The sequence below is a fragment of the Streptomyces sp. NPDC008079 genome (genome assembly GCF_042957385.1).
Lineage (GTDB): Bacteria > Actinomycetota > Actinomycetes > Streptomycetales > Streptomycetaceae > Actinacidiphila.
Genome location: NZ_JBIBIC010000002.1, coordinates 165,051 through 185,156 on the forward strand (window position 1 = coordinate 165,051; position 20,106 = coordinate 185,156).

14 protein-coding genes are annotated in these 20,106 nt (G+C 73.2%); 2 read left to right on the top strand and 12 right to left on the bottom strand.

Annotated features, from left to right (window positions below; all coding sequences use genetic code 11):
* The first annotated feature begins 247 nt into the window (after positions 1-247).
* Positions 248-1,753 (top strand): regulator, encoded by a 1,506-nt coding sequence (locus ACFZAM_RS07760; RefSeq protein ID WP_391043835.1) that lies wholly within the window; start codon positions 248-250, stop codon positions 1,751-1,753.
* A 388-nt stretch (positions 1,754-2,141) separates the two neighbouring features.
* On the opposite strand, the gene ACFZAM_RS07765 is transcribed toward ACFZAM_RS07760, so the two are convergent.
* Positions 2,142-3,437, bottom strand: coding sequence for an NAD(P)/FAD-dependent oxidoreductase (locus ACFZAM_RS07765; RefSeq protein WP_355334343.1), 1,296 nt, complete (start codon positions 3,435-3,437; stop codon positions 2,142-2,144).
* A 316-nt stretch (positions 3,438-3,753) separates the two neighbouring features.
* Positions 3,754-4,647 (bottom strand): TIGR01777 family oxidoreductase, encoded by an 894-nt coding sequence (locus ACFZAM_RS07770; RefSeq protein WP_391043836.1) that lies wholly within the window; start codon positions 4,645-4,647, stop codon positions 3,754-3,756.
* 73 nt (positions 4,648-4,720) lie between these two features.
* Between ACFZAM_RS07770 and ACFZAM_RS07775 the strand changes: the two genes are divergently transcribed.
* Entirely contained in the window at positions 4,721-5,221 is a 501-nt protein-coding gene (locus tag ACFZAM_RS07775) for a GNAT family N-acetyltransferase (RefSeq protein ID WP_391043838.1), read from the top strand.
* A gap of 127 nt (positions 5,222-5,348) precedes the next feature.
* Here ACFZAM_RS07775 and ACFZAM_RS07780 read toward each other — a convergent pair whose 3' ends face one another.
* The 10 genes from ACFZAM_RS07780 to ACFZAM_RS07825 all read right to left on the bottom strand — a co-directional run bounded on the left by ACFZAM_RS07780 (position 5,349) and on the right by ACFZAM_RS07825 (position 20,047).
* The gene (locus ACFZAM_RS07780; protein ID WP_391043840.1) at positions 5,349-5,861 is read right to left on the bottom strand and encodes a DUF4240 domain-containing protein; all 513 of its coding nucleotides are present in this window, start codon (positions 5,859-5,861) and stop codon (positions 5,349-5,351) included.
* A gap of 119 nt (positions 5,862-5,980) precedes the next feature.
* Positions 5,981-6,871 (bottom strand): GNAT family N-acetyltransferase, encoded by an 891-nt coding sequence (locus ACFZAM_RS07785; RefSeq protein WP_391043841.1) that lies wholly within the window; start codon positions 6,869-6,871, stop codon positions 5,981-5,983.
* 448 nt (positions 6,872-7,319) lie between these two features.
* Entirely contained in the window at positions 7,320-9,986 is a 2,667-nt protein-coding gene (gene aceE, locus ACFZAM_RS07790) for a pyruvate dehydrogenase (acetyl-transferring), homodimeric type (RefSeq protein WP_391043845.1), read from the bottom strand.
* 227 nt (positions 9,987-10,213) lie between these two features.
* Positions 10,214-10,852, bottom strand: coding sequence for a GntR family transcriptional regulator (locus ACFZAM_RS07795; RefSeq protein WP_355334328.1), 639 nt, complete (start codon positions 10,850-10,852; stop codon positions 10,214-10,216).
* A 161-nt stretch (positions 10,853-11,013) separates the two neighbouring features.
* On the bottom strand, positions 11,014-12,858 hold the full coding sequence (gene sucB / locus ACFZAM_RS07800) for a 2-oxoglutarate dehydrogenase, E2 component, dihydrolipoamide succinyltransferase (protein ID WP_391043849.1): 1,845 nt from the start codon (positions 12,856-12,858) through the stop codon (positions 11,014-11,016).
* 51 nt (positions 12,859-12,909) lie between these two features.
* Positions 12,910-14,298 carry a dihydrolipoyl dehydrogenase gene (lpdA, locus tag ACFZAM_RS07805; RefSeq protein ID WP_355334324.1) on the bottom strand — a complete coding sequence of 463 codons (1,389 nt, stop codon included), beginning with the start codon at positions 14,296-14,298 and terminating at the stop codon, positions 12,910-12,912.
* 238 nt (positions 14,299-14,536) lie between these two features.
* Positions 14,537-16,042, bottom strand: a complete 1,506-nt coding sequence (locus ACFZAM_RS07810; RefSeq protein WP_355334322.1) for a leucyl aminopeptidase — start codon at positions 16,040-16,042, stop codon at positions 14,537-14,539.
* Positions 16,043-16,614: 572 nt separating this feature from the next.
* On the bottom strand, positions 16,615-17,409 hold the full coding sequence (locus ACFZAM_RS07815) for an adenosylcobinamide-GDP ribazoletransferase (protein WP_391044262.1): 795 nt from the start codon (positions 17,407-17,409) through the stop codon (positions 16,615-16,617).
* Between the two features lie 105 nt (positions 17,410-17,514).
* Positions 17,515-18,246 carry a hypothetical protein gene (locus tag ACFZAM_RS07820; protein WP_391043852.1) on the bottom strand — a complete coding sequence of 244 codons (732 nt, stop codon included), beginning with the start codon at positions 18,244-18,246 and terminating at the stop codon, positions 17,515-17,517.
* Positions 18,247-18,292: 46 nt separating this feature from the next.
* On the bottom strand, positions 18,293-20,047 hold the full coding sequence (locus ACFZAM_RS07825) for a phosphatidylglycerol lysyltransferase domain-containing protein (RefSeq protein WP_391043854.1): 1,755 nt from the start codon (positions 20,045-20,047) through the stop codon (positions 18,293-18,295).
* Positions 20,048-20,106 lie beyond the last annotated feature (59 nt).

A 20,106-nucleotide genomic window follows, 5' to 3' on the forward strand; every position in this document is an offset into this window, starting at 1 on the left:
CACTGTACGGCGGCGGGTCCGTGGGGCCCGAGCGGGGCCGAAGCTTCCCGTCCTGTGGGGGCGGGGCTTGAGAGCGGCGCCATAGCACGGTGCCTCCGACCGACCGGGGCGGTTTACCGACCCTTGAGGGTCCTTATCGCCCATTCGGGCGAATAACGAGGTCTTACGGTGAGCTTCCCGGTACCGACCGTTACATTCACGCCGTTCCGGTTACCTCCCCAGTCCCAGGAAGTGGACCGCACTGCCGATGACGGACCGTTCCACGCAGCGAACCCCGACCCGTCCCAACAGCAGACTCGCCTCGTTGATCGCGGAGGCAGGCTTCTCCAACGCGGGGCTCGCCCGCCGGGTCGACCAGCTCGGCATAGAGCACGGCCTCGACCTGCGGTACGACAAGACCTCGGTGACCCGCTGGCTGCGCGGCCAGCAGCCACGCGGCACCACACCCGCGCTGATCGCCGAGGTATTCACCCAACGGCTCGGCCGCCGGCTCTCCGCCCAGGACCTCGGGCTCGACGCGTGCGCGCCGGTCTACGCGGGCCTCGAATTCGCCGGGTCGCCCGACGAGGCGGTGGACATCGTCAGCGGCCTGTGGCGCAAGGACACCGGCAACCAGACGGAGCTGCGGAAGATCGCCTTCACCGCGGCCGGGCTCGTCGTGCCCAGCCGCGACTGGCTGATCGGCCGCGCCGACGAGAGGGTCGCGCGGGGCGCCGACGCCGCGCCGGTACGGGTGCCCGCGCAGAGCCGCGGCCCCGGCCCCCTGGGGCTCCCGCCGTCCGCCGCGCCCGGACCCGCGCCGGGGCCGGGGCTCGCGGCCAAGGCCGGGCCGCCCCGCGCCAAGGTCGGGGCCGGTGACATCGCCGCCCTGCGCGCCGTCGGCGACCTCTTCCGGGGGCTCGACCACGCGTACGGCGGCGGCCACGCCCGCCAGGCCCTCGTCCGTTACCTGGAGCACGAGGCCGAGCCGATGCTGCGCGGCAGTTACGGCGAGGCACTCGGCCGCCGCCTGTTCTCCTCCGTCGCCGACCTCACCCGGCTCGCCGGATGGACGTCGTACGACATCGGCGCGCACGGGCTCGCGCAGCGCTATTTCGTCCAGGCGCTACGGCTCTCGCAGGCCGCGGGGGACCGGGTCTACGGCGGCTACGTGCTCGTCACCATGAGCCGCCAGGCCGTCTACCTCGGGCACGGCCGCGAGGCCGTCCAGCTCGCCCGGGTCGCCCAGCAGGGCGTCGGCTCCGGCGCGCCCGCCGTCGTCCAGGCCCTGCTGCACAGTGCCGAGGCGCGCGGGCACGGGCTGCTCGGTGAGATCCGCGCGTGTTCCGCGGCGCTCGCGCGGGCCGAACGCTCGCTCGGGGCGGCCCGCTCCGGTGACGAGGTGCCCACCTGGGCGCGCTTCTTCGACGAGGCCCAGCTCGCCGACGAGTTCGGGCACTGCCACCGGGACCTCCAACTGCACCGGGCCGCCGCGCAGCACGCCGAGCGCTCCCTCCAGCTCCGCGCCCCCGCGTACGCCCGCAGCCGGCTCTTCTGCCGCACCGTGCTCGCTTCCGCTCGCCTCGGGCTCGGGGAGGTGGACGTCGCCTGTGCTCTCGGCATCGAGGTCATGCAGCAGGCCACCGAGATGCGGTCGGCTCGCGCCGTCGAGTACGTGCGGGACTTCGGGCGGCGCCTCGAGCCGTATCGCGATGCCGCGGCCGTTCGCGCCTTTCGCGACCGCGCCGTCGCCTTGGGGCTGGTCGCCCCATGACGACCTCCGGTCACGGTCCCTTACCCACCTCCCGCAGGTGGGTCCCCCCCAGGGGCGCGGTCCCCTGACGTTCCCCCCGCCCGCCGGGGCGGTTCGGTGGTGTTCGGTCCACCGGGCGGGTGGGGGCGGGCCGCGCAGTTCCTCGCGCCCCTGGCGGGGCGGGCTGTCTTTCGTCCAGACCGCAGGTCACCACCGGTCCCGGTGGGGTGGTTCGGTGGTTCTTCGGGCCACCAGCCGGTGGTGGGTTGCTCGCGCAGTTCCTCGCGCCCCTGGCGGGGCGACTGTCTTTCGTCGGGGCGGTGAGCCGATCCTTTTAGGGGCGCGGGGAACTGCGCGCTCAGCCACCGACGGTGGCGCGGGCGAAGAATGGGCCCCGGTGGGGCAGGGGCTAGGCGGCCTGGGGGGTGGGGGTGTCGGCGGGGTGGGGGACGGCGTCGCGGAGGATGCTGTGGGCGGCGCGGCGGGCGGAGAGAAGGGCGCCCTGGGGAGTGCTGGTGGTGCGGTGGGCACCGCAGATGTAGAGACCGTCGAGGAGCCGGGCGGGACGCCGCAAATCGTGGGGCGCGGGCATGGCCGGCACGGCCTCGGGATCGTTGTGGACGGCGAGCAGCTCCCACGCGTCGGTGGAGGTCTCGTACAGCTCGGCGAGGTGAGCGCGGACGGTCTTGTCGCCCGCCCCGTCGGGCGGCGGCCCGAGGACGACGGATGTGACGAGGGCGCGCCCGGCCGGCGCCCGGCTCGGGTCGATCTCACTGACCGGGAGAGTGTGCGAGACGGGCCCCATGCGGTCGGCGTCGAGGACGAGCACCGGCTCGCGTACGGGTGGGACGGGCGCCGCGTGGTGCAGCACGGTGACCTCGTGGAAGGACGGCACCCGCAGCCCCGGCAGGAGTTCGGCCGCGGCCCGCGCCCCGGTGGCCACCAGCACGGCCCGGCAGGGCAGTTCGGTGCCGTCCTCGGTCTGCACGCAGTTGACGGCGACCCGCACCGCGCGCGTGCCGAGCCGTACCGCGCCCGGCGGGAGCCCCGCGGCGAGCCGCCGCGGTACGGACGCCGCGCCCGTCGCGGGCAGGCACGTACGGCCGCGGGCGAAGCCGCGCAGCACCAAGTCGGCGCAGCGGCTGGAGGTTTGCAGCTCCGGGTCGCACAACAGGGCGGCCAGCAGCGGCCGTACGAAGCCCTCGACGGTCCGCGGCGCGAAACCGCGTGCGCTCAGCGCCCGCGCGGCGGTCGTCTCGGGGCGGCTGGCGAGCCGTGAGGCGGGCGTCGCGGCAAGGCGGTTGAGGGTGGTGCCGAGCCGGGCCCGGTCCAGCGTGGAGCCGATCGGGGCACGGGCCGAGCCGCGAACGGTACGGGAGCCGCGCGCGTCTCCGACCCGGTAACCGCGCCCGTCGGCTCTGACCAGGGCGCCGGGCGCGAGCGGCGCCAGCGGCAGCCCCCGCAGCCCCGGCGTGCGGCGCAGTTCCGGATAGGACGTGTTGAGCAGGTGAGCGCCGCGGTCGAGCCGGAAGCCGTCCACCACGTCGGTGGCCATGCGGCCGCCGACGTGGTCGGCGGCCTCCAGGACGGTGACCGACAGGCCGCCGCCGATGAGTTGATGCGCGGCGGACAGCCCGGATATGCCTGCGCCGATCACGACGACGTCCACGATTCCCGCGACGTCACGGCGTGCTGGTGAGAGCACTGTGCCCCTCCCCGAGGTCGGGTTCGAATCCCCGCTCACGTCGGCGTCACGCCCGAGGCGTCGCAGAACGCTGGTAAAGGTCATGCCCTCATCAAAGCCATCTGATGCCGGGGCAACCCGCCGATTCCAGCCCTTATCCAGCGCTTTTCGGCACCCCCGGCCGAATGTCTCCGGCCTGGTCACCTCTCCTGCCCGGTCGCCAATCCGGCCGCCGCCCGCGCGACGGCCCGCCGCCCGCGCGACGGCCCGCCGCCCGCGCGACGCCCCGCCGCCCGAGAGCCGCCCCGCCCCGCCGTCGTAGTCGCCGCGGCAGCGGCTATTCGGCGAGAGCCGCCGTCACGGCCTGCGCGAATTCGGGAAAGGCGAAGCGGAAGCCGGAGTCCAAGAGGCGCTTGGGGCGCACGCGTTGGCTGCCGGTGACGTCCTGGGCCAGTTCGCCGAGGACCAGGCGCAGGACGGACTCCGGGACCGCGGCCACGGTGGGGCGGTGCAGGACGCGCCCCATCTCGGCGGTGATCTCACGGTTGGTCAGCGGCTCGGGCGCGGTGAGGTTGACCGGCCCGGACAGATCGGCCGTGTCCAGCGCGTAGCGAATGGCGGCCACCTCGTCGTGCAGGGCGATGAAGCTCCAGAACTGCCGCCCGTCGCCCAGGCGTCCGCCGAGCCCGGCCTTGAACAGCGGGAACAGCCGCGCCCACGCGCCGCCGCCCTTGGCGACGACCAGACCCGTACGGGGGTGGACGGTACGGATGCCGGCCGCGCGGGCGGGATCGGCCGCGGCCTCCCACTCCTGGCACAGCTCGGCCAGGAAGCCGCTGCCCACCGGGCTGTCCTCGTCGACGGCCGTGTCGCCGGTGTCGCCGTAGATGCCGATGGCGCTCGCGCTGACCAGGACCCGAGGCGGGGTGTCGAGCGCGGCGGCGGCCTTGGCGACGGCGCCGGTGCCGAGCACCCGGCTGTCCACCAGCTCCTTCTTGCGGCTGTCGGTCCAGCGGCGGTCGCCGATCCCGGCGCCCGCCAGGTGCACGACGGCCTCGCAGCCCTCGAGACCCGCGGTGTCCACCGAGCCGCGCGCCGGATCCCAGCGCACCTCGGCGGGACCGACGGGCGCGCGCCGCACCAGCCGTACGACGTCGTGGCCGTCCGCGGCGAGCGAGCGGGACAGGGCGGAGCCGATCAGACCGGAGGAACCCGTGACTGCGATACGCATAGTCGCATTGTGCCCGCCGACGGCCCGGGACGTCCGATGCCGGCGCGCGGCGCGCCATGGCACAGTGACCGGCATGACCTCAGCGACCGTCCGGCCCGCGACCCGCGCCGACGACTCCGGCCTCGCGGCGCTCGACGCCCGTACCTGGTCCCCGCTGCACTCCGTACAGCCCGCACCGGCGCCCGGCGCCGCCTTCTACGGCTCGCCCGACGGACACCGGTACGTCCTGGTCGCCGAGGCCGAGGGCCGGCTGGCCGGATATCTCAAGCTGGTCCCGCCGACCGCCCTGGCCTGCAACGCGCATGTGCGGCAGATACAGGGTCTGGCCGTCGACACCTGGGCGCGCGGGCGCGGCATCGCGCGCATGCTCATGGACGCCGCCGTCGCCGAGGCGCGGCGGCAGGGCGCCGTCCGGATCACCCTGCGGGTGCTGGGGCACAACGCCCCGGCCCGGCGGCTCTACGAGTCGGTCGGCTTCGCCGTGGAGGGCGTGCTGCCGGGGGAGTTCCTGCTGGACGCCGCCTACGTGGACGACGTCCTGATGGGCCGGGCGGTCGACCTCACGGCGGTCTGAGCCGACAGAACCGAGCCGACAGTGCCCCGTCGACAGAACCGAGCCGACGGTGCCCCGCCGACAAAGCCGAGCCGAGCGACAGAGCCGCGCCGACAGAACCCGACAGAACCGCGCCGCCAGAACCGGCTCAGCCGAAGCGCGACCACAGCTGCGGATACCGCTCCGCCATCGCCCGCTCGTCGTCCATGTCCAGCGACTCGCCCTCCGGCTGGTCCGGCTGCGCGAGTTCGAGGTCCGGCAGCCGGACCCCGGTGAGCTGCTCGTACGCCTCGTCCGCCGCGTAGCCCAGATCCTCCGCGTCGCCGTCCGTCTCCGGGTCGAACTCGGTGACGAGGAAGGCCAGGTCGTCGGGGGCGGCCAGACCGCCCTCGAAGACATGGCGGCCCTGGCCGATCAGCCAGCAGCGGAAGTAGTCGAAGGACTCGTCGTCCGCGCCGCCCAGCATGATGTCGGCGGCGCCCCACAGATCCCAGCGGAAGGCCCGGACGAACCGGGTCTCGAAGTGCCGGGCGAAGTCCACCACGGAGTCCGGGTCGAGCTGGGCCAGCCGCTCGATCAGCAGGTCGGCATGCTCCTCCGGATCGCCGTCCGCCGCCTCTCGCGTACGGTCGACGATCTCCCAGAACTCCGTCTCGTCCATCACTGGTCCAGCTTCCCGGTTGCCGCGCGCACCCGCACGCGGAGTGCCCCGGATGCGCCCGTGTCGTTACGGACTCCATCCGTGCGGGGTGGGTCGCCCACTGTACGAGGTCCGGGGGGTCAGCGCCGACCGAGGGTGAGCTGGTACTCGACCGTGCGGCGCAGCGGCCGGAAGCCGAGCGCCGTGTTGAGGGCCAGCATGTGGCGGTTGTCGTCGGCGTTGTCCGTCTGCACGGCGGTGAGCTGCGGGAATTCCTCCCGTACCCGGCGCAGCATCTCGGCCTTCACCCACAGCCCGAGGCCGTGGCCGCGGTGCGCGGGGAGGACGGCCGTGTCGTACTGCTGGGCGGTGCCCGCGCCCTCCGCCGGGATCACCAGCTCGGTGTAACCGGCGACGGAGCTGTCGAGCGCGTCCACCGCGGCGACCGTCAGCAGTTGCTCGCCGCGCCGGGCGATCACCTCGGCGGCCTCGCGGACCGCGGCCACGTCCCAGCGCACCTCGCCGAAGTCCATGGCGCCGGTCGGCATGTCGTCCATGGCGCGCCGGGCGTCCGCGAAGCTCTCGGCGAGCGGGTCGGGGACGACCCCGTCCCAGGACGTCAGCCGGTAGCCGGGGTGCGGGACGTCGGGGAGCTTGTGGATACGGTCGGGTACGTCGTCGAGCGCGAGCCGCTGCCAGGTCAGCCGCAGGACCGGATGGAAGTCGCGGGTGGCCAGAAATCCCTCGTGCGGGGTACCAGCCATGACCTCGGTGACCACGCTGCGGCAGCCCGCCTCGGCCGCGGCCTCGGTCACCGTGGACAGCAGCCGCGAGCCGGTGCCCAGCCGCCGGTAGGCGGGGTGGACGGTCATCCTGACCTCGGCGAGGTGGCTGCGCCCCGGTTCGCTGAACAGCCGCAGGGTCGCGGTGGCCACCGGCTCCTCGTTCGCGTTGCGCACCAGCCACAGCAGCAGCCTGCTGCGGTTCCCCGTCGTCGTCAGCTTCGCCTGGAGGGCGGTGGCGGACAGCACGGGCTCACCTGGCCGGTCGTGTGCGAGAGCGGCCGACTGCACCCGGTGCCAGGCGCGGAAATCCTCGGCGGTCGGAGCCGTCAGAGGGCTGGGATTTGGTGGCATCCGAGGGAACGTAGCCGGTAGCTGTATGCGCCCGCAATCTCTTTCCGGCCAGGACGGGAGCGGGCGCTAGCCGATTCACGCACCTCTCGCGTTCCACCGGGCCGCACCCGTACCGCCGCACATCCCGTACGGTACGGGCCGCGCGCGGTTTCGCGGGCTCTGCGGAGGGTCGCCGCGGCCGGTGGCACGGGGTGACTCGCGGGTGGCCGGAAACGTCTGCTGAAACCTATGAATATTCTCTGAGGCGGATACGGCCGCGCGGGGTGCGAAGGTCCGCGCGCGGCCGTACCAGGGCTGGTCGGGGCGCGGACGGGACGCGTACCGCGCCCGTCCGCCATCGGCCTTACAGGCCATACCGCTCGGCGGCCTCCTTGACCGTCTCGGGCTTGATGTCGCCGCGCCGGGCGAGCGCGGCGAGCGACGCGACCACCAGCGACCGCGGGTCCACCCCGAAGTGGCGGCGGGCCGCGTCGCGGGTGTCGGACAGGCCGAAGCCGTCGGTGCCCACCGACGTCCAGTCCTGCTCCACCCACTGCGCGATCTGGTCGGGCACCGCCCGCATCCAGTCGCTGACCGCGACCACGGGACCCGGCGCGCCTTCCAGCGCCCGCGTCACGTACGGCACCCGCTCCTCGCCGCGCAGCCGGGCCGCGTCGCACTCCAGCGCCTCGCGCCGCAGCTCGGTCCAGGACGGCGCGGACCACACGTCGGCGGCCACACCCCACTCCTGCGCCAGCATCCGCTGCGCGTCCAGCGCCCAGTGGATCGCGGTGCCGGACGCCAGCAGTTGCAGCCTGGCCGCGTCCGCCGCCGGGTCCTGCGCCTGCTGGAAGCGGTAGAGGCCCTTGAGGATGCCGTCCTCGACGCCCTCGGGCATCGCGGGCTGCACCTTCGGCTCGTTGTAGACCGTCAGGTAGTAGAAGACGTCCTCGGCGTCCGGCCCGTACATCCGCCGCAGACCCTCGCGGACGATCACCGCGACCTCGTACGCGAACGCCGGGTCGTACGAGAGCGCCGCCGGGTTGGTGGAGGCGATCAAGTGCGAGTGGCCGTCGGCGTGTTGCAGGCCCTCGCCGGTCATCGTGGTCTTGCCCGCGGTGGCGCCGATGACGAAGCCGCGGCCGAGCTGGTCGGCCAGCGCCCAGAACTGGTCGGCGGTCCGCTGCCAGCCGAACATCGAGTAGAAGATGTAGAACGGGATCATCGGCTCGCCGTGCGTCGCGTACGCGGTCGCGGCGGCCGTGAAGTCGGCGAGCGAACCGGCCTCGGTGATCCCCTCGTTGAGGATCTGACCGTCCTTCGCCTCCTTGTAGTACAGGAGTTGGTCGCGGTCGACCGGGTCGTACGTCTGCCCCTTCGGCGAGTACAGACCCGCGGAGGGGAACAGCGACTCCATGCCGAAGGTGCGGGCCTCGTCGGGGACGATCGGCACCCAGCGGCGGCCGGTCTCCTTCTCCCGCATCAGGTCCTTGACCAGCCGCACGAACGCCATCGTGGTGGCGATCTCCTGCGTGCCCGAACCCTTCTCCAGCGCCTTGTACGCCTTGTCCGGCGGCAGCGGCAGCGGTTTGGCGACCACCTTGCGGGCCGGGGCGAGACCCCCGAGCGCCGCCCGCCGCTCGCGCAGGTACCGCACCTCGGGCGAGTTCTCCCCGGGGTGCCAGTACGGGACCACGTCCGCGTCCAGCGCGCTGTCCGGGATCGGCAGCTCCAACAGGTCGCGCATCGTACGGAACTGAGCGCCCGTCAGCTTCTTCATCTGGTGGTTGGCGTTGCGCGACTCGAAGCCCGCGCCCAGCGTCCAGCCCTTGACGGTCTGCGCCAGGATCACCGTCGGCGCGCCCTTGTGCTCGACGGCCGCACGGTAGGCCGCGTAGACCTTGCGCGGCTCGTGCCCCGCGCGCGAGCTCTGGAACAGCTCCGTCAGCTTGGCGTCGGTCAGCCGGGCGCCGATGGTGCGCAGCGAGGGGTCCGCGCCGAAGAAGTGCTCGCGCAGATAGGCCGCGTCGCGCGTGGCGTACGTCTGGAACTGCGCGTCCGGGACCTCGCGCAGCCGCTTGAGCAGCGCGCCGTCCACGTCCTGGGCGAGCACGTCGTCCCAGGCCGCGCCCCACAGCGACTTGACCACGTTCCAGCCCGCCGCGCGGAACTGGGACTCCAGCTCCTGCACGATCTTGAAGTTGGGGCGGACCGGGCCGTCGAGCCGCTGGAGATTGCAGTTGATGACGAAGGTGAGGTTATCCAGGCCCTCGCGGCCGGCCAGCGCCAGGGCGGCGGTCGACTCGGGCTCGTCCATCTCGCCGTCACCGAGGAACGCCCACACGTGGGAGTCCGAGGTGTCCTTGATGCCGCGGTGCTCCAGATAGCGGTTGAACCGCGCCTGGTAGATCGCCGACAGCGGGCCGAGGCCCATCGAGACGGTGGGGAACTCCCACAGCCAGGGCAGCCGCCGCGGGTGCGGGTACGAGGGCAGGCCGTCGCCGTTCGCCTCCTGGCGGAAGCGGTCGAGCTGGCCCTCGGTCAGCCGCCCGTCGAGGAACGCGCGGGCGTAGATGCCGGGGGAGGCGTGGCCCTGGAGGTAGAGCTGGTCCCCGCTGCCCGCGCCCTCCTTGCCCCTGAAGAAGTGCTGGAAGCCGGTCTCGTAGAGCCAGGCCGCCGAGGCGAAGGTCGCGATGTGGCCGCCGAGGCCCAGGCGGCTGCCGCGGGTGACCATGGCCGCCGCGTTCCACCGGTTCCACGCGGTGATCCGCGCCTCCAGTGCCTCGTCGCCCGGGTAGGCGGGCTCGGCGGAGGTCGGGATCGTGTTGATGTACTCGGTTTCGAGCAGCGACGGAAGCCCGACGCCCGCCCCGGCGCTTTCCAGGGTGCGACGCATCAGATACGCGGCCCGGTGCGGACCGGCCGCCTTGGCGACCGCCTCCAGCGACGCGAGCCACTCCGAGGTCTCTTCCGGGTCGCGGTCCGGGATCTGGTCGAGCTGGCCCCGCGGGGGGCGTACGTCGTCGGGCATGGGTGCCGCCTTCGAACGGAGGTTGGGGGTGGGGAATGCGCTTGTCGGCACGACAGGGCTGTTCCCCACCGACGACGATACGCCGACGATCGATGATCGATCAATGGCTTCCGGGCCAGTAATTCCAAGACGGCACGGGGTGCCAGACCTTAAGGCACGGGGTGCCTCGGCCTTGTGGCCTTGCATGTCACGGAAACCGCCGGCCGCCGGGGCCGCGGGGGATGTCGTCAGACCTGGGGAGCGCAGCTCAGGACGTGGGACTTGATGAGACCGCAGATGTCCGGGTCGCGGCGTACGAAGGCGTCGACTATGTCCTGGTGCTCGGCCGCGTACGGGCGGGGCTCCGGGCTCAGCCAGCGGATGGACAGCGTCGTCCAGACCTCGATGCCCAGCGACTCCCAGGCGTGCAGCAGCACCGCGTTGTCGGCCGCGCGCACCAGCTCGTGGTGGAAGGCGACGGTGTGCCTGACCTGGGCCTCGCTGTCCAGAGCGGCGTCGGCGTCGCGCAGGGCGGCCACCTCGCGTTCGAGGGCGGCGGGGTCGGCGGCGAGCCGGGCCGCGGCCAGTTCCGCGGCGACCTGTTCGAGCCCGGCGCGCACCGGATAGCTCTCCTTGAGGTCGGCGGCGGTCAGGCTCCGTACGCGTACGCCCTTGTTGGGCGCGGACTCGATCAGCCGCAGCGTCTCCAGCTCCCGCAGCGCCTCCCGCACCGGCGTCTGGCTGACCTGGAGCTCCACCGCGATCCGGCGCTCCACGATCCGCTCGCCCGGCTTCCAGCGCCCGCTCACGATGCCTTCGAGGATGTGCTCCCGGATCTGCTCACGCAGGCTGTGGACGACCAGGTGCTGGACGACGGCAGGGGCCATGGGGCGCTCCTTCACGGTTTGCGTGACATAGACGATACGACCAGGAAGCGGCGCTGCCTCCCCGCAGGCAGCTGCGGGGCCCGCCGGGACGCGAAGGAGCCCCCGTCCCGGAAGAGGGACGGGGGCTCCGTCATACACGCCGTACAGGCCCGTGTGCGGCCTTACAGGCCCAGCTCGACCTCGAACTCGCCCGCTTCGAGGATCTCCTTGACCGCCGTCAGGTAACGGGCGGCGTCCGCGCCGTCCACCAGCCGGTGGTCGTAGGAGAGCGCCAGGTACGTCATGTCCCGGACGCCGATGACCGTGCCGTCGGGGGTTTCGACGACCACCGGGCGCTTGACGGTCGCGCCGACACCGAGGATGGCGGCCTGGTTCGGCGGCACGATGACCGTGTCGAACAGCGCGCCGCGCGAACCGGTGTTGCTGATCGTGAAGGTCGCGCCCGCCAGGTCGTCCGGGGTGATCTTGCTGGCCCGCACGTTGCCCGCGAGCTCCGCGGTCTTCTTGGCGATACCGGCGATGTTGAGGTCGCCCGCACCCTTGATGACCGGGGTCATCAGACCGCGCTCGGAGTCCACCGCGATCCCGATGTTCTCGGAGTCGAAGTAGGTGATCGTGCCCTCGTCCTCGTTGATCCGGGCGTTGATGACCGGGTGGGCCTTCAGCGCCTGGGCCGCCGCCTTGACGAAGAACGGCATCGGGGACAGCTTCACGCCCTCACGGGCCGCGAAGGCGTCCTTCGCCGCGTTGCGCAGCCGCATCACGCGGGTCAGGTCCACCTCGACGACGCTGGTGAGCTGCGCCTGCGAGTGCAGGGCCTTCATCATGTTGTCGCCGATGACCTTGCGCATCCGGGTCATCTTGACCGTCTGGCCGCGCAGCGGCGACACCGCGGGCGCCGCCTTCTGGGCCGCGGCGGGCGCCGGCTTCGACGCGGCGGCCTTGGCGGCCTCCGCGGCGGAGATGACGTCCTGCTTGCGGATGCGGCCGCCGACGCCGGTGCCGCGCACCGAGCCGAGGTCCACGCCGCTCTCCGAGGCGAGCTTGCGGACCAGCGGGGTGACGTAGGCGCCGTCGTCACCGCTGGTGGCGACGGGAGCCGGGGCGGCCGGGGCCACCGGAGCGGGCGCCGGAGCCGGAGCGGCGGGCGCGGGTGCGGCGGGCGCGGGAGCCGGTGCGGCGGCGACAGGCGCGGGGGCCGGTGCCGGAGCGGCCGGAGCGGCCGGTGCGGGAGCCGGGGCGGCGGGGGCGGGAGCCGCAGGGGCCGGAGCCGGAGTCGGGGCGGGTGCCTCGGCGGGAGCCGGGGCCGCGGGCGCGGGCGCCGCGGCCGGGGCGGCACCAGCGGCGCCGACCACGGCCAGCTTCGCGCCGACCTCCGCGGTCTCGTCCTCCTGGACCAGGATCTCCAGCAGGGTGCCCGCCACCGGCGACGGGATCTCGGTGTCGACCTTGTCGGTCGAGACCTCCAGCAGCGGTTCGTCGGCCTCGACGCTCTCGCCGACGGCCTTCAGCCAACGGGTCACGGTGCCCTCGGTGACGGACTCACCGAGCGCGGGCAGGACGACGTCGGTGCCGCTCGCGCCGCCGCCACCGCTGGCCGCCTCGGCGGTCGGGGCGGGCGCGGGCGCCGCCTGCTCGGTGGACGGAGCCGCCTGAGCGGGCTCGGGAGCCGCGGGTGCCTGGGCGGGCTCGGGAGCCGCGGGTGCCTGGGCGGGCTCGGGCTCGGCCGCCGCAGCCGGGGCAGCCGCGGGCGCGCCGCCGCCGCCGCTGCCGTCGTCGATGACGGCCAGCTCGGCGCCGACCTCGACCGTCTCGTCCTCAGCGACCTTGATGGACGCGAGCACGCCGGACGCGGGGGAGGGGATCTCGGTGTCGACCTTGTCGGTCGAGACCTCGAGCAGCGGCTCGTCGGCCTCGACGCGCTCGCCCTCGGCCTTCAGCCAGCGGGTGACAGTGCCCTCGGTCACGCTCTCGCCGAGCGCCGGCAGGGTTACGGAAACCGCCATGGTTGCGGTTACTCCTAACGATCTGTGCGGATGGGGTGGCGTGGAGGAGGGTCAGTCGTGCGAGTGCAGCGGCTTGCCCGCGAGGGCCAGGTGGGCCTCGCCGAGCGCCTCGCTCTGGGTCGGGTGCGCGTGGATGAGCTGCGCGACCTCGGCGGGCAGCGCCTCCCAGTTGTAGATGAGCTGGGCCTCGCCCACCTGCTCACCCATCCGGTCACCGACCATGTGGACGCCGACGACGGCGCCGTCGCGCACCTGGACGAGCTTGACCTCGCCGGACGTCTTGAGGATCTTGCTCTTGCCGTTGCCCGCCAGGTTGTACTTCAGCGTGACGACCTTGTCCGCGCCGTACAGCTCCTTGGCCTTCGCCTCGGTGATGCCGACGGAGGCGACCTCCGGGTGGCAGTACGTGACGCGCGGGACACCGTCGTAGTCGATCGGCACGGTCTTGAGACCGGCCAGCCGCTCCGCCACGAGGATGCCCTCGGCGAAGCCGACGTGCGCGAGCTGGAGCGTCGGGACCAGGTCGCCGACGGCCGAGATCGTCGGCACGTTGGTGCGCATGTACTCGTCGACCAGGACATAGCCGCGGTCCATCGCGACGCCCTGCTCCTCGTACCCCAGGCCCTGCGAGACCGGTCCGCGGCCGATGGCGACCAGCAGCACCTCGGCCTCGAAGGTCTTGCCGTCCGCCAGGGTGACCTTCACACCGCTGTCGGTGTACTCGGCGCTCTGGAAGAAGGTGCCCAGGTTGAACTTGATGCCGCGCTTGCGGAAGGCGCGCTCCAGCAGCTTGGAGCTGTTCTCCTCCTCGACCGGCACCAGGTGCGGCAGGCCCTCGACGATGGTCACGTCGGTGCCGAAGGACTTCCACGCCGAGGCGAACTCGACGCCGATCACGCCGCCGCCCAGGATGATCGCCGACTGCGGCACCCGGTCCAGGACCAGCGCGTGGTCGGAGGAGATGATCCGGTCGCCGTCGATGGTCAGGCCCGGCAGCGACTTCGGTACGGAACCGGTCGCGAGCAGGACGTGCCGGCCCTGGATCCGCTGGCCGTTCACATCGACCGAGGTGGGGGAGGACAGCTTCCCCTCGCCCTCGATGTACGTCACCTTGCGCGAGGCCACCAGGCCCTGGAGGCCCTTGTACAGGCCCGCGATCACGTCGTCCTTGTACTTGTGGACGGCCGCGATGTCGATGCCCTCGAAGGTGGCCTTCACGCCGAACTGCTCGCTCTCGCGAGCCTGGTCCGCGATCTCACCGGCGTGCAGCAGCGCCTTGGTGGGAATGCAGCCGTTGTGCAGACAGGTGCCCCCGAGCTTGTTCTTCTCGATCAGGGCGACGTCCAGTCCCAGTTGCGCGGCACGCAGCGCGGCTGCGTAGCCGCCACTGCCGCCGCCGAGGATCACTAGGTCGAAAACAGTGCTGGCGTCGTTCGCCACGTCACGTCCTCCATGCATGGGTTCGCCGGAGCCGGTCCACCATGACCGGGCGGCGGCTTTGGTTCGGCCGCTTTGTCTAAAAGGGGGCCCTGTCGTGCCGAACCACATCTTCGCACTTGTTCGCGGCGGACGGGTCATCGGCCTGTGGGGTGAGACCCGTCGAATACGGCCCCGGACGCGCCGTCCGGGGCCGTAAGTGACCTATCTCACCTGTTCGGAGCAGGGTGCGGCGCGGCGGTCAGAGGAGATCGCCGTCCGCGGCCTGGTGGGCCAGGCTGAGCAGGGTGCGGACCGCGGTGCCGGTGCCGCCCTTGGGGGTGTAGCCGAAGGGCGCGCCCTCGTGGAAGGCGGGGCCCGCGATGTCGAGGTGGGCCCAGGTGATGCCCTCGCCGACGAACTCCTTCAGGAACAGCCCCGCGATCAGGCCGCCGCCCGGCCGCACACCCATGTTGGCGATGTCGGCGGTGGGGGAGTCGAAGGTCTTGCGCAGCTCCTTGGGGAGCGGCATCGGCCAGGAGTCCTCGCCCGCGGCCAGCGCCGCGGTGTGGATCCGGGTACGGAAGCCGTCGTCGTTCGACATGATGCCGAACCGGCCCTCGCCCAGCGCCAGCACCATCGCGCCGGTCAGGGTCGCCACGTCGACGATCGCGTCCGGGGCCTCCTCGGAGGCGCGGGCCAGCGCGTCGGCCAGCACCAGACGGCCCTCGGCGTCGGTGTTCAGCACCTCCACCGTCGTGCCGCTGTACATCTTCAGCACGTCGCCGGGGCGCGTGGCGCCGCCGCCCGGCATGTTCTCGGCCAGCGCGAGCCAGCCGGTCACATTGACCTCGAGGCCGAGCTTCGCGGTCGCCACGACCGCGGCGAACACCGCGGCGGCGCCGCTCATGTCGCACTTCATCGTCTCGTTGTGCCCCGGCGGCTTCAGCGAGATGCCGCCCGAGTCGTACGTGATGCCCTTGCCGACGAAGGCGAGGGTACGGGTCGCCTTGGCGTGGGTGTACGCCACCCGGACCAGCCGCGGCGGCGTCGCCGAGCCCTGGCCGACGCCGAGGATGCCGCCGTAGCCGCCCTTGGCCAGCGCCTTCTCGTCCAGCACCTCGACCTTGAGGCCGTGCTCCTTGCCCGCCGCCTGTACGGCGGCGGCGAACGCCTTCGGGTTCAGGTCGTTGGGCGGGGTGTTGATCAGGTCGCGCGCCCGGTTCACCTCGGCGCCCACCGCGACGGCGCGGGCCGCCGCGGCCTTGTGCGCCTTGTCGCGCGGCTTGGCACCGGTCACGGCGACCTCGCCGAGCGTGCCCTTGCCGTTCTCGGCCTGGTACGTGGTGAACGCGTACGCGCCCAGCAGCGCGCCGGTGGCGACCGCTTCCAGGTCCGCCGGGTCGGCGGCGGGCAGCGCGAACGCCGCCTTCTTCGCGCCGCCGAGCGCGCGGGCGGCGACGCCCGCGGCCCTGCGCAGCGCCTCGGCGTCGAAGCCGGTGCCGTCCTCGGGGGTGTCGCCGAGGCCGACCGCGACCACCACCGCGGACTTCAGGCCCGCGGGTGCCGGGAGCTTGGTCACCTCGCCGTCCGCACCCGAGGCGCCCAGCGTCTCCAGTACGGCGGCCAGCTTTCCGTCGAACGCCTTGTCCACCGCCTCCGCCCCCGGTGCGACCTTGGGGCCCTTGGCCCCTTTGGTCACGCCCACGACGACGGCGTCCGCACGCAACGCTGCGGCGGAGGAGGTACTGAGTGTCAGAGCAGTCACGGTGGAGGGGGTCCTATTCGGTCGAGGTCCTGTGCTGCGGCCGGTTGGTTGGCCCGGCCCGGCCCCGGGCATCGTATTCCGCCACATCAGCGGGGCGGCACGCGCCCGTTGCCCAATCCCCGACCCTACGCCTGCGGCGCGCTCCCCCACCCACCCCTCTCCCGCCACTCCTCCCCGCCCCCCACCTGCCGCCGCGTGCGCGCGCTCACCCACGACGCTTCGGCAGGTCATGACCCGCCCCGGGGGGGCAGTTCGGTTGTTGCCGGGCCACCGGCTAGTGGGGGCGGGCCGCGCAGTTCCTCGCGCCCCTTCGGGGCAACCGTCTCTCGTCCGGGCGGTGAGCCGGTCTTTTCAGGGGCGCGGGGAACTGCGCCACCAGCCACGACGCTGCCGCAGGTCACCACCCGCCCCTGGCGGGCAGTTCGGTGGTGTCCGGGCGATCGGCCGGTGGGGGTTGCTCGCGCAGTTCCTCGCGCCCCTGGTGGGGCGCAGTGTCTTTTGTCCGGGTGGCGGGCCGGTTTTTTCAGGGGCGCGGGGAACGCTCCCGCACGTCACCACGCGGCCCGGAGGGGTCAGCGGAGGGCCAGGAGAAGGAGGGAGGTGGTGGTGGCGGTTTCGCAGAGGGCGCCGAAAACGTCGCCGGTGGTGCCGCCGAGGCGGCGGACGGCGTGGCGGAGGAGGAGTTCGGCGCAGAGGAGGGCGAGGGCGGCGGAGAGGCCGGCGCGGAGGGGGGTGAGGCCGCCGAAGGGGAGGCCGGCGGCGCAGGCGAGGGCGCAGCAGAGGAGGCCGGACGACCAGGCCCCCCGCAGGGACACGGCGGAGGCGACGGCGGCGCCGAGGCCGCCGGGCCGGGCGGCGCGTACACCCGTACGGCAGGCGAGCGTCATGGCGGCGCGGCCGAGGACGGCGGACAGCACGGCGGCGGTGCAGCCGTAACGCCAGCCGTGCGCGTAGCAGGAGGCGAGGGCGGCGGTCTGGGCGAGCAGGACCAGCACGAGGGTGAGGACGCCGAAGGGCCCGATGTCGGACTGCTTCATGACGCGCAGCGCCCCCTCGGCGGGCAGCCCGCTGCCGAGACCGTCGGCGGTGTCGGCGAGCCCGTCCAGGTGCAGGCCGCGAGTGGCGACGGCGGGCACGGCGACCGCCCCGACGGCGGCGAGCAGCGGGCTCGCGCCGAGTGCGGTCAGGACGCCGCCGCCGAGCGCGGCGGCGAGACCGACGACGGCGCCGACCAGCGGCGCGGCCAGCATCCCGCCGCGTGCCGCCGCCCGGTCCCAGCGCGTCACCGTCACCGGCAGCACGCTGAGCGTGCCGAAGGCGAAGCGCAGGGCGTCGCCGACGGTGGCCCTGCCGCCGGGCTCGGGCAAGCGCTCGGGCTCGGGCAGGGGCTCGGGCAAGGGCCCGGACACGGGTTCGGGTTCGGGTTCGGTCACCGCGTGAGGCTATCGCGCCAGGTCAGCGTGGCCGCGGGCTCAGCGCACCAGGTCGGCGTGGTCGTCGCCGCCGTCCCCCGAGGGGCCATCCCCGGAGGAATCGGTACGGCGCCGCCGCCGCGCCCACCAGGTCTCGACGGCGAAGAGCAGCAGGACGGCGATGATCGCGGTCAGGTGCTCGTAACCGGCGAGATTGGCGAGGGCGAGCACCTCGATGACCATGGACATGGCCACGGCCGCCGCCGTCCACCAGGCGTGGTACCGGCAGGCGACGTACACCCCGAGCGCGACGACCGCGGCGGAGGGCCCGGTGTCGCGGCCGATGAGTTCGACGACGGGCAGCCCGAGGAAGCCGTCGGGGCCGACCCAGTACGAGTAGCGGGCGAAGGTCGTGCCGGCCAGCGTCGTGTACAGCGCGATGGCCAGCGTCCGGCGCGCGCCCAGCGTCGTCTCGGCGATCCCGAAGACCACCACGACCTGGATGACAAGACCCCAGATCGGCAGCGTCGGATCGGGGATGAACAGCGACAGGGGCGTGCGCAGCAGCGCCTTCCACCACGGCAGGGTGCAGTAGATGCCGCCGAGCCGGTCCACCCAGTCGCTCGGCCCCTGCGCGTGCTGGACGAGCTGGAGGCAGAGGATGCCCACGCAGGACCACAGCGTCAGCGGAATCGCCCGCAGCCCGCGCGCCCAGAGCCGGTCGCGTACGTCGTACGCCATCTGCCCCCACTCGGCGCGCGCGAACTCCCGCACCTTGTCGGACGCGCTCACCGCGCCTCCGCGGGGCCGGGCCCCCCGGCGGCCCGCGCGGGGCCCCTCACTTGGCGGTGAACCGTTCTCTGCGGCGCAGCGGCGACGGCATTCTGGGCGCTTCGAGGAAACCCTCGGCGCGGGCGCCCGCGATACCGATCCGGGGCAGTTCGCTGGACTTGCCGAAGAGCAGATAGCGGGGCTCCCAGATCGGGCGGAATTTGGCGTTCGCCCGGTACAACGACTCGATCTGCCACCAGCGCGAGAAGAACGTCAGCAGCGACCGCCACACCCGCAGGACGGGCCCCGCGCCGAGCCGTGAGCCGCGCTCGAAGACCGACCGGAACATCGCGAAGTTCAGCGAGATCTGCTCCACGCCGACCTCGTCCGCCCGCTGGACGAGTTCGATCACCATGTACTCGATCAGCCCGTTGTCCGCGCCCCGGTCACGCCGCATCAGGTCAAGCGACAGCCCGCGCGGACCCCACGGCACCAGGCTCAGCAGCGCCCGGGGCACGCCGTCACCGTCGTGGCACTCGACCATCACGCACTGCCCGTCGCCCGCGTCGCCCAGCCGCCCCAGCGCCATCGAGAAGCCGCGCTCGGTGCCGCCGTCCCGCCACCGGTCGGCCCGCTCCAGCAGCGCCGCCATCTCCGCGGCCGGGATGTCGGCGTGCCTGCGGATGCGTACGGTGCAGCCGGAGCGCGCGACCCGGTTGTACGCCTGCCGGACCGTCCGCATCGCGCGGCCCTCAAGGGTGAACTCGGCGGTGTCCACGATGGCTTCGTCGCCCAGCTCCAGCGCGTCCAGGCCGTGCCGGGCGTAGACCGTACCGGCCTCCTCGCTCGCGCCCATCACGGCGGGCACCCACGCGTGCCCCGCCGCCTCCGCCAGCCACGCCTCGATGGCGCCGGGCCATGCCTCGGGGTCGCCGATCGGGTCGCCGGACGCCAGCGAGACACCGCCCACCACCCGGTAGGCGATGGCCGACTTGCCGCTGGGCGACCAGATGACGCTCTTGTCGCGGCGCAGCGCGAAGTAGCCGAGCGAGTCGCGGTCGCCGTGCCGGTCGAGCAGGCCGCGCAGCCGCTCCTCGTCCGCCGGGCACAGCAGCGCCCGGCCGCGCGGCGAGCGGAAGGCGACGAAGAGCACGAGCAGGAAGAGCAGTGCGCTCATGGCGTTGATGACGACGTCCACCCAGCCGGGCGTGGAGATGGTCAGCGAGCCGCTGTCGTCCGGCACCAGGGACACCAGCCGCAGGACCGCGTAGCCGAGGCAGTCGCCGAAGCCCGCGCCCTGGTCGTCGTTGGTGACCGTGACCAGCGCGGTGCCGAGCAGCGCGGCCAGCGGCAGACCGGCGGCGGCCACCAGGGCCGCGTCCCGCGGGTTGGCGGGGTCGCCCTTCGCCCGGAACTCGCCGCGGCCGACGAGCAGCGCCGCCAGGAAGGCGGCGGTGAGCGCCAGCGAGATCCAGTTCTGCGCGTGCCGGTGGATGTCGGGCCACACCATGCTGACCGACAGCGCGGCCAGGAACAGCCCGCACAGCACGAGGTTGAGGATCCACGCGGCGCGCTTGCGGCGGCGCATGGTGACGGCCAGGAAGAGGGCGAAGGCGCCGGAGGTGAAGCCCGCGCTCAGCAGGTACGGGGTGAAGTAGTCCTCGACGTTGTGGCGGCGGATGTCCTGGCCGAAGGAGACCCAGACGGCGCCGAGGAGATTCACGCACGCGACGGTGCGCAGGTAGCGGACGGCGAAGGTGGCCGCGCGTCCAGAACACGCGTGAGGGCGCGGCTGTGTGCTGGTGGTGCTGCCCGTTCCCATAGGAGGGGATTTTATGACGTAATGCCCGATTTGGGGCCGCGCCGGGCCGCTCGCACCTC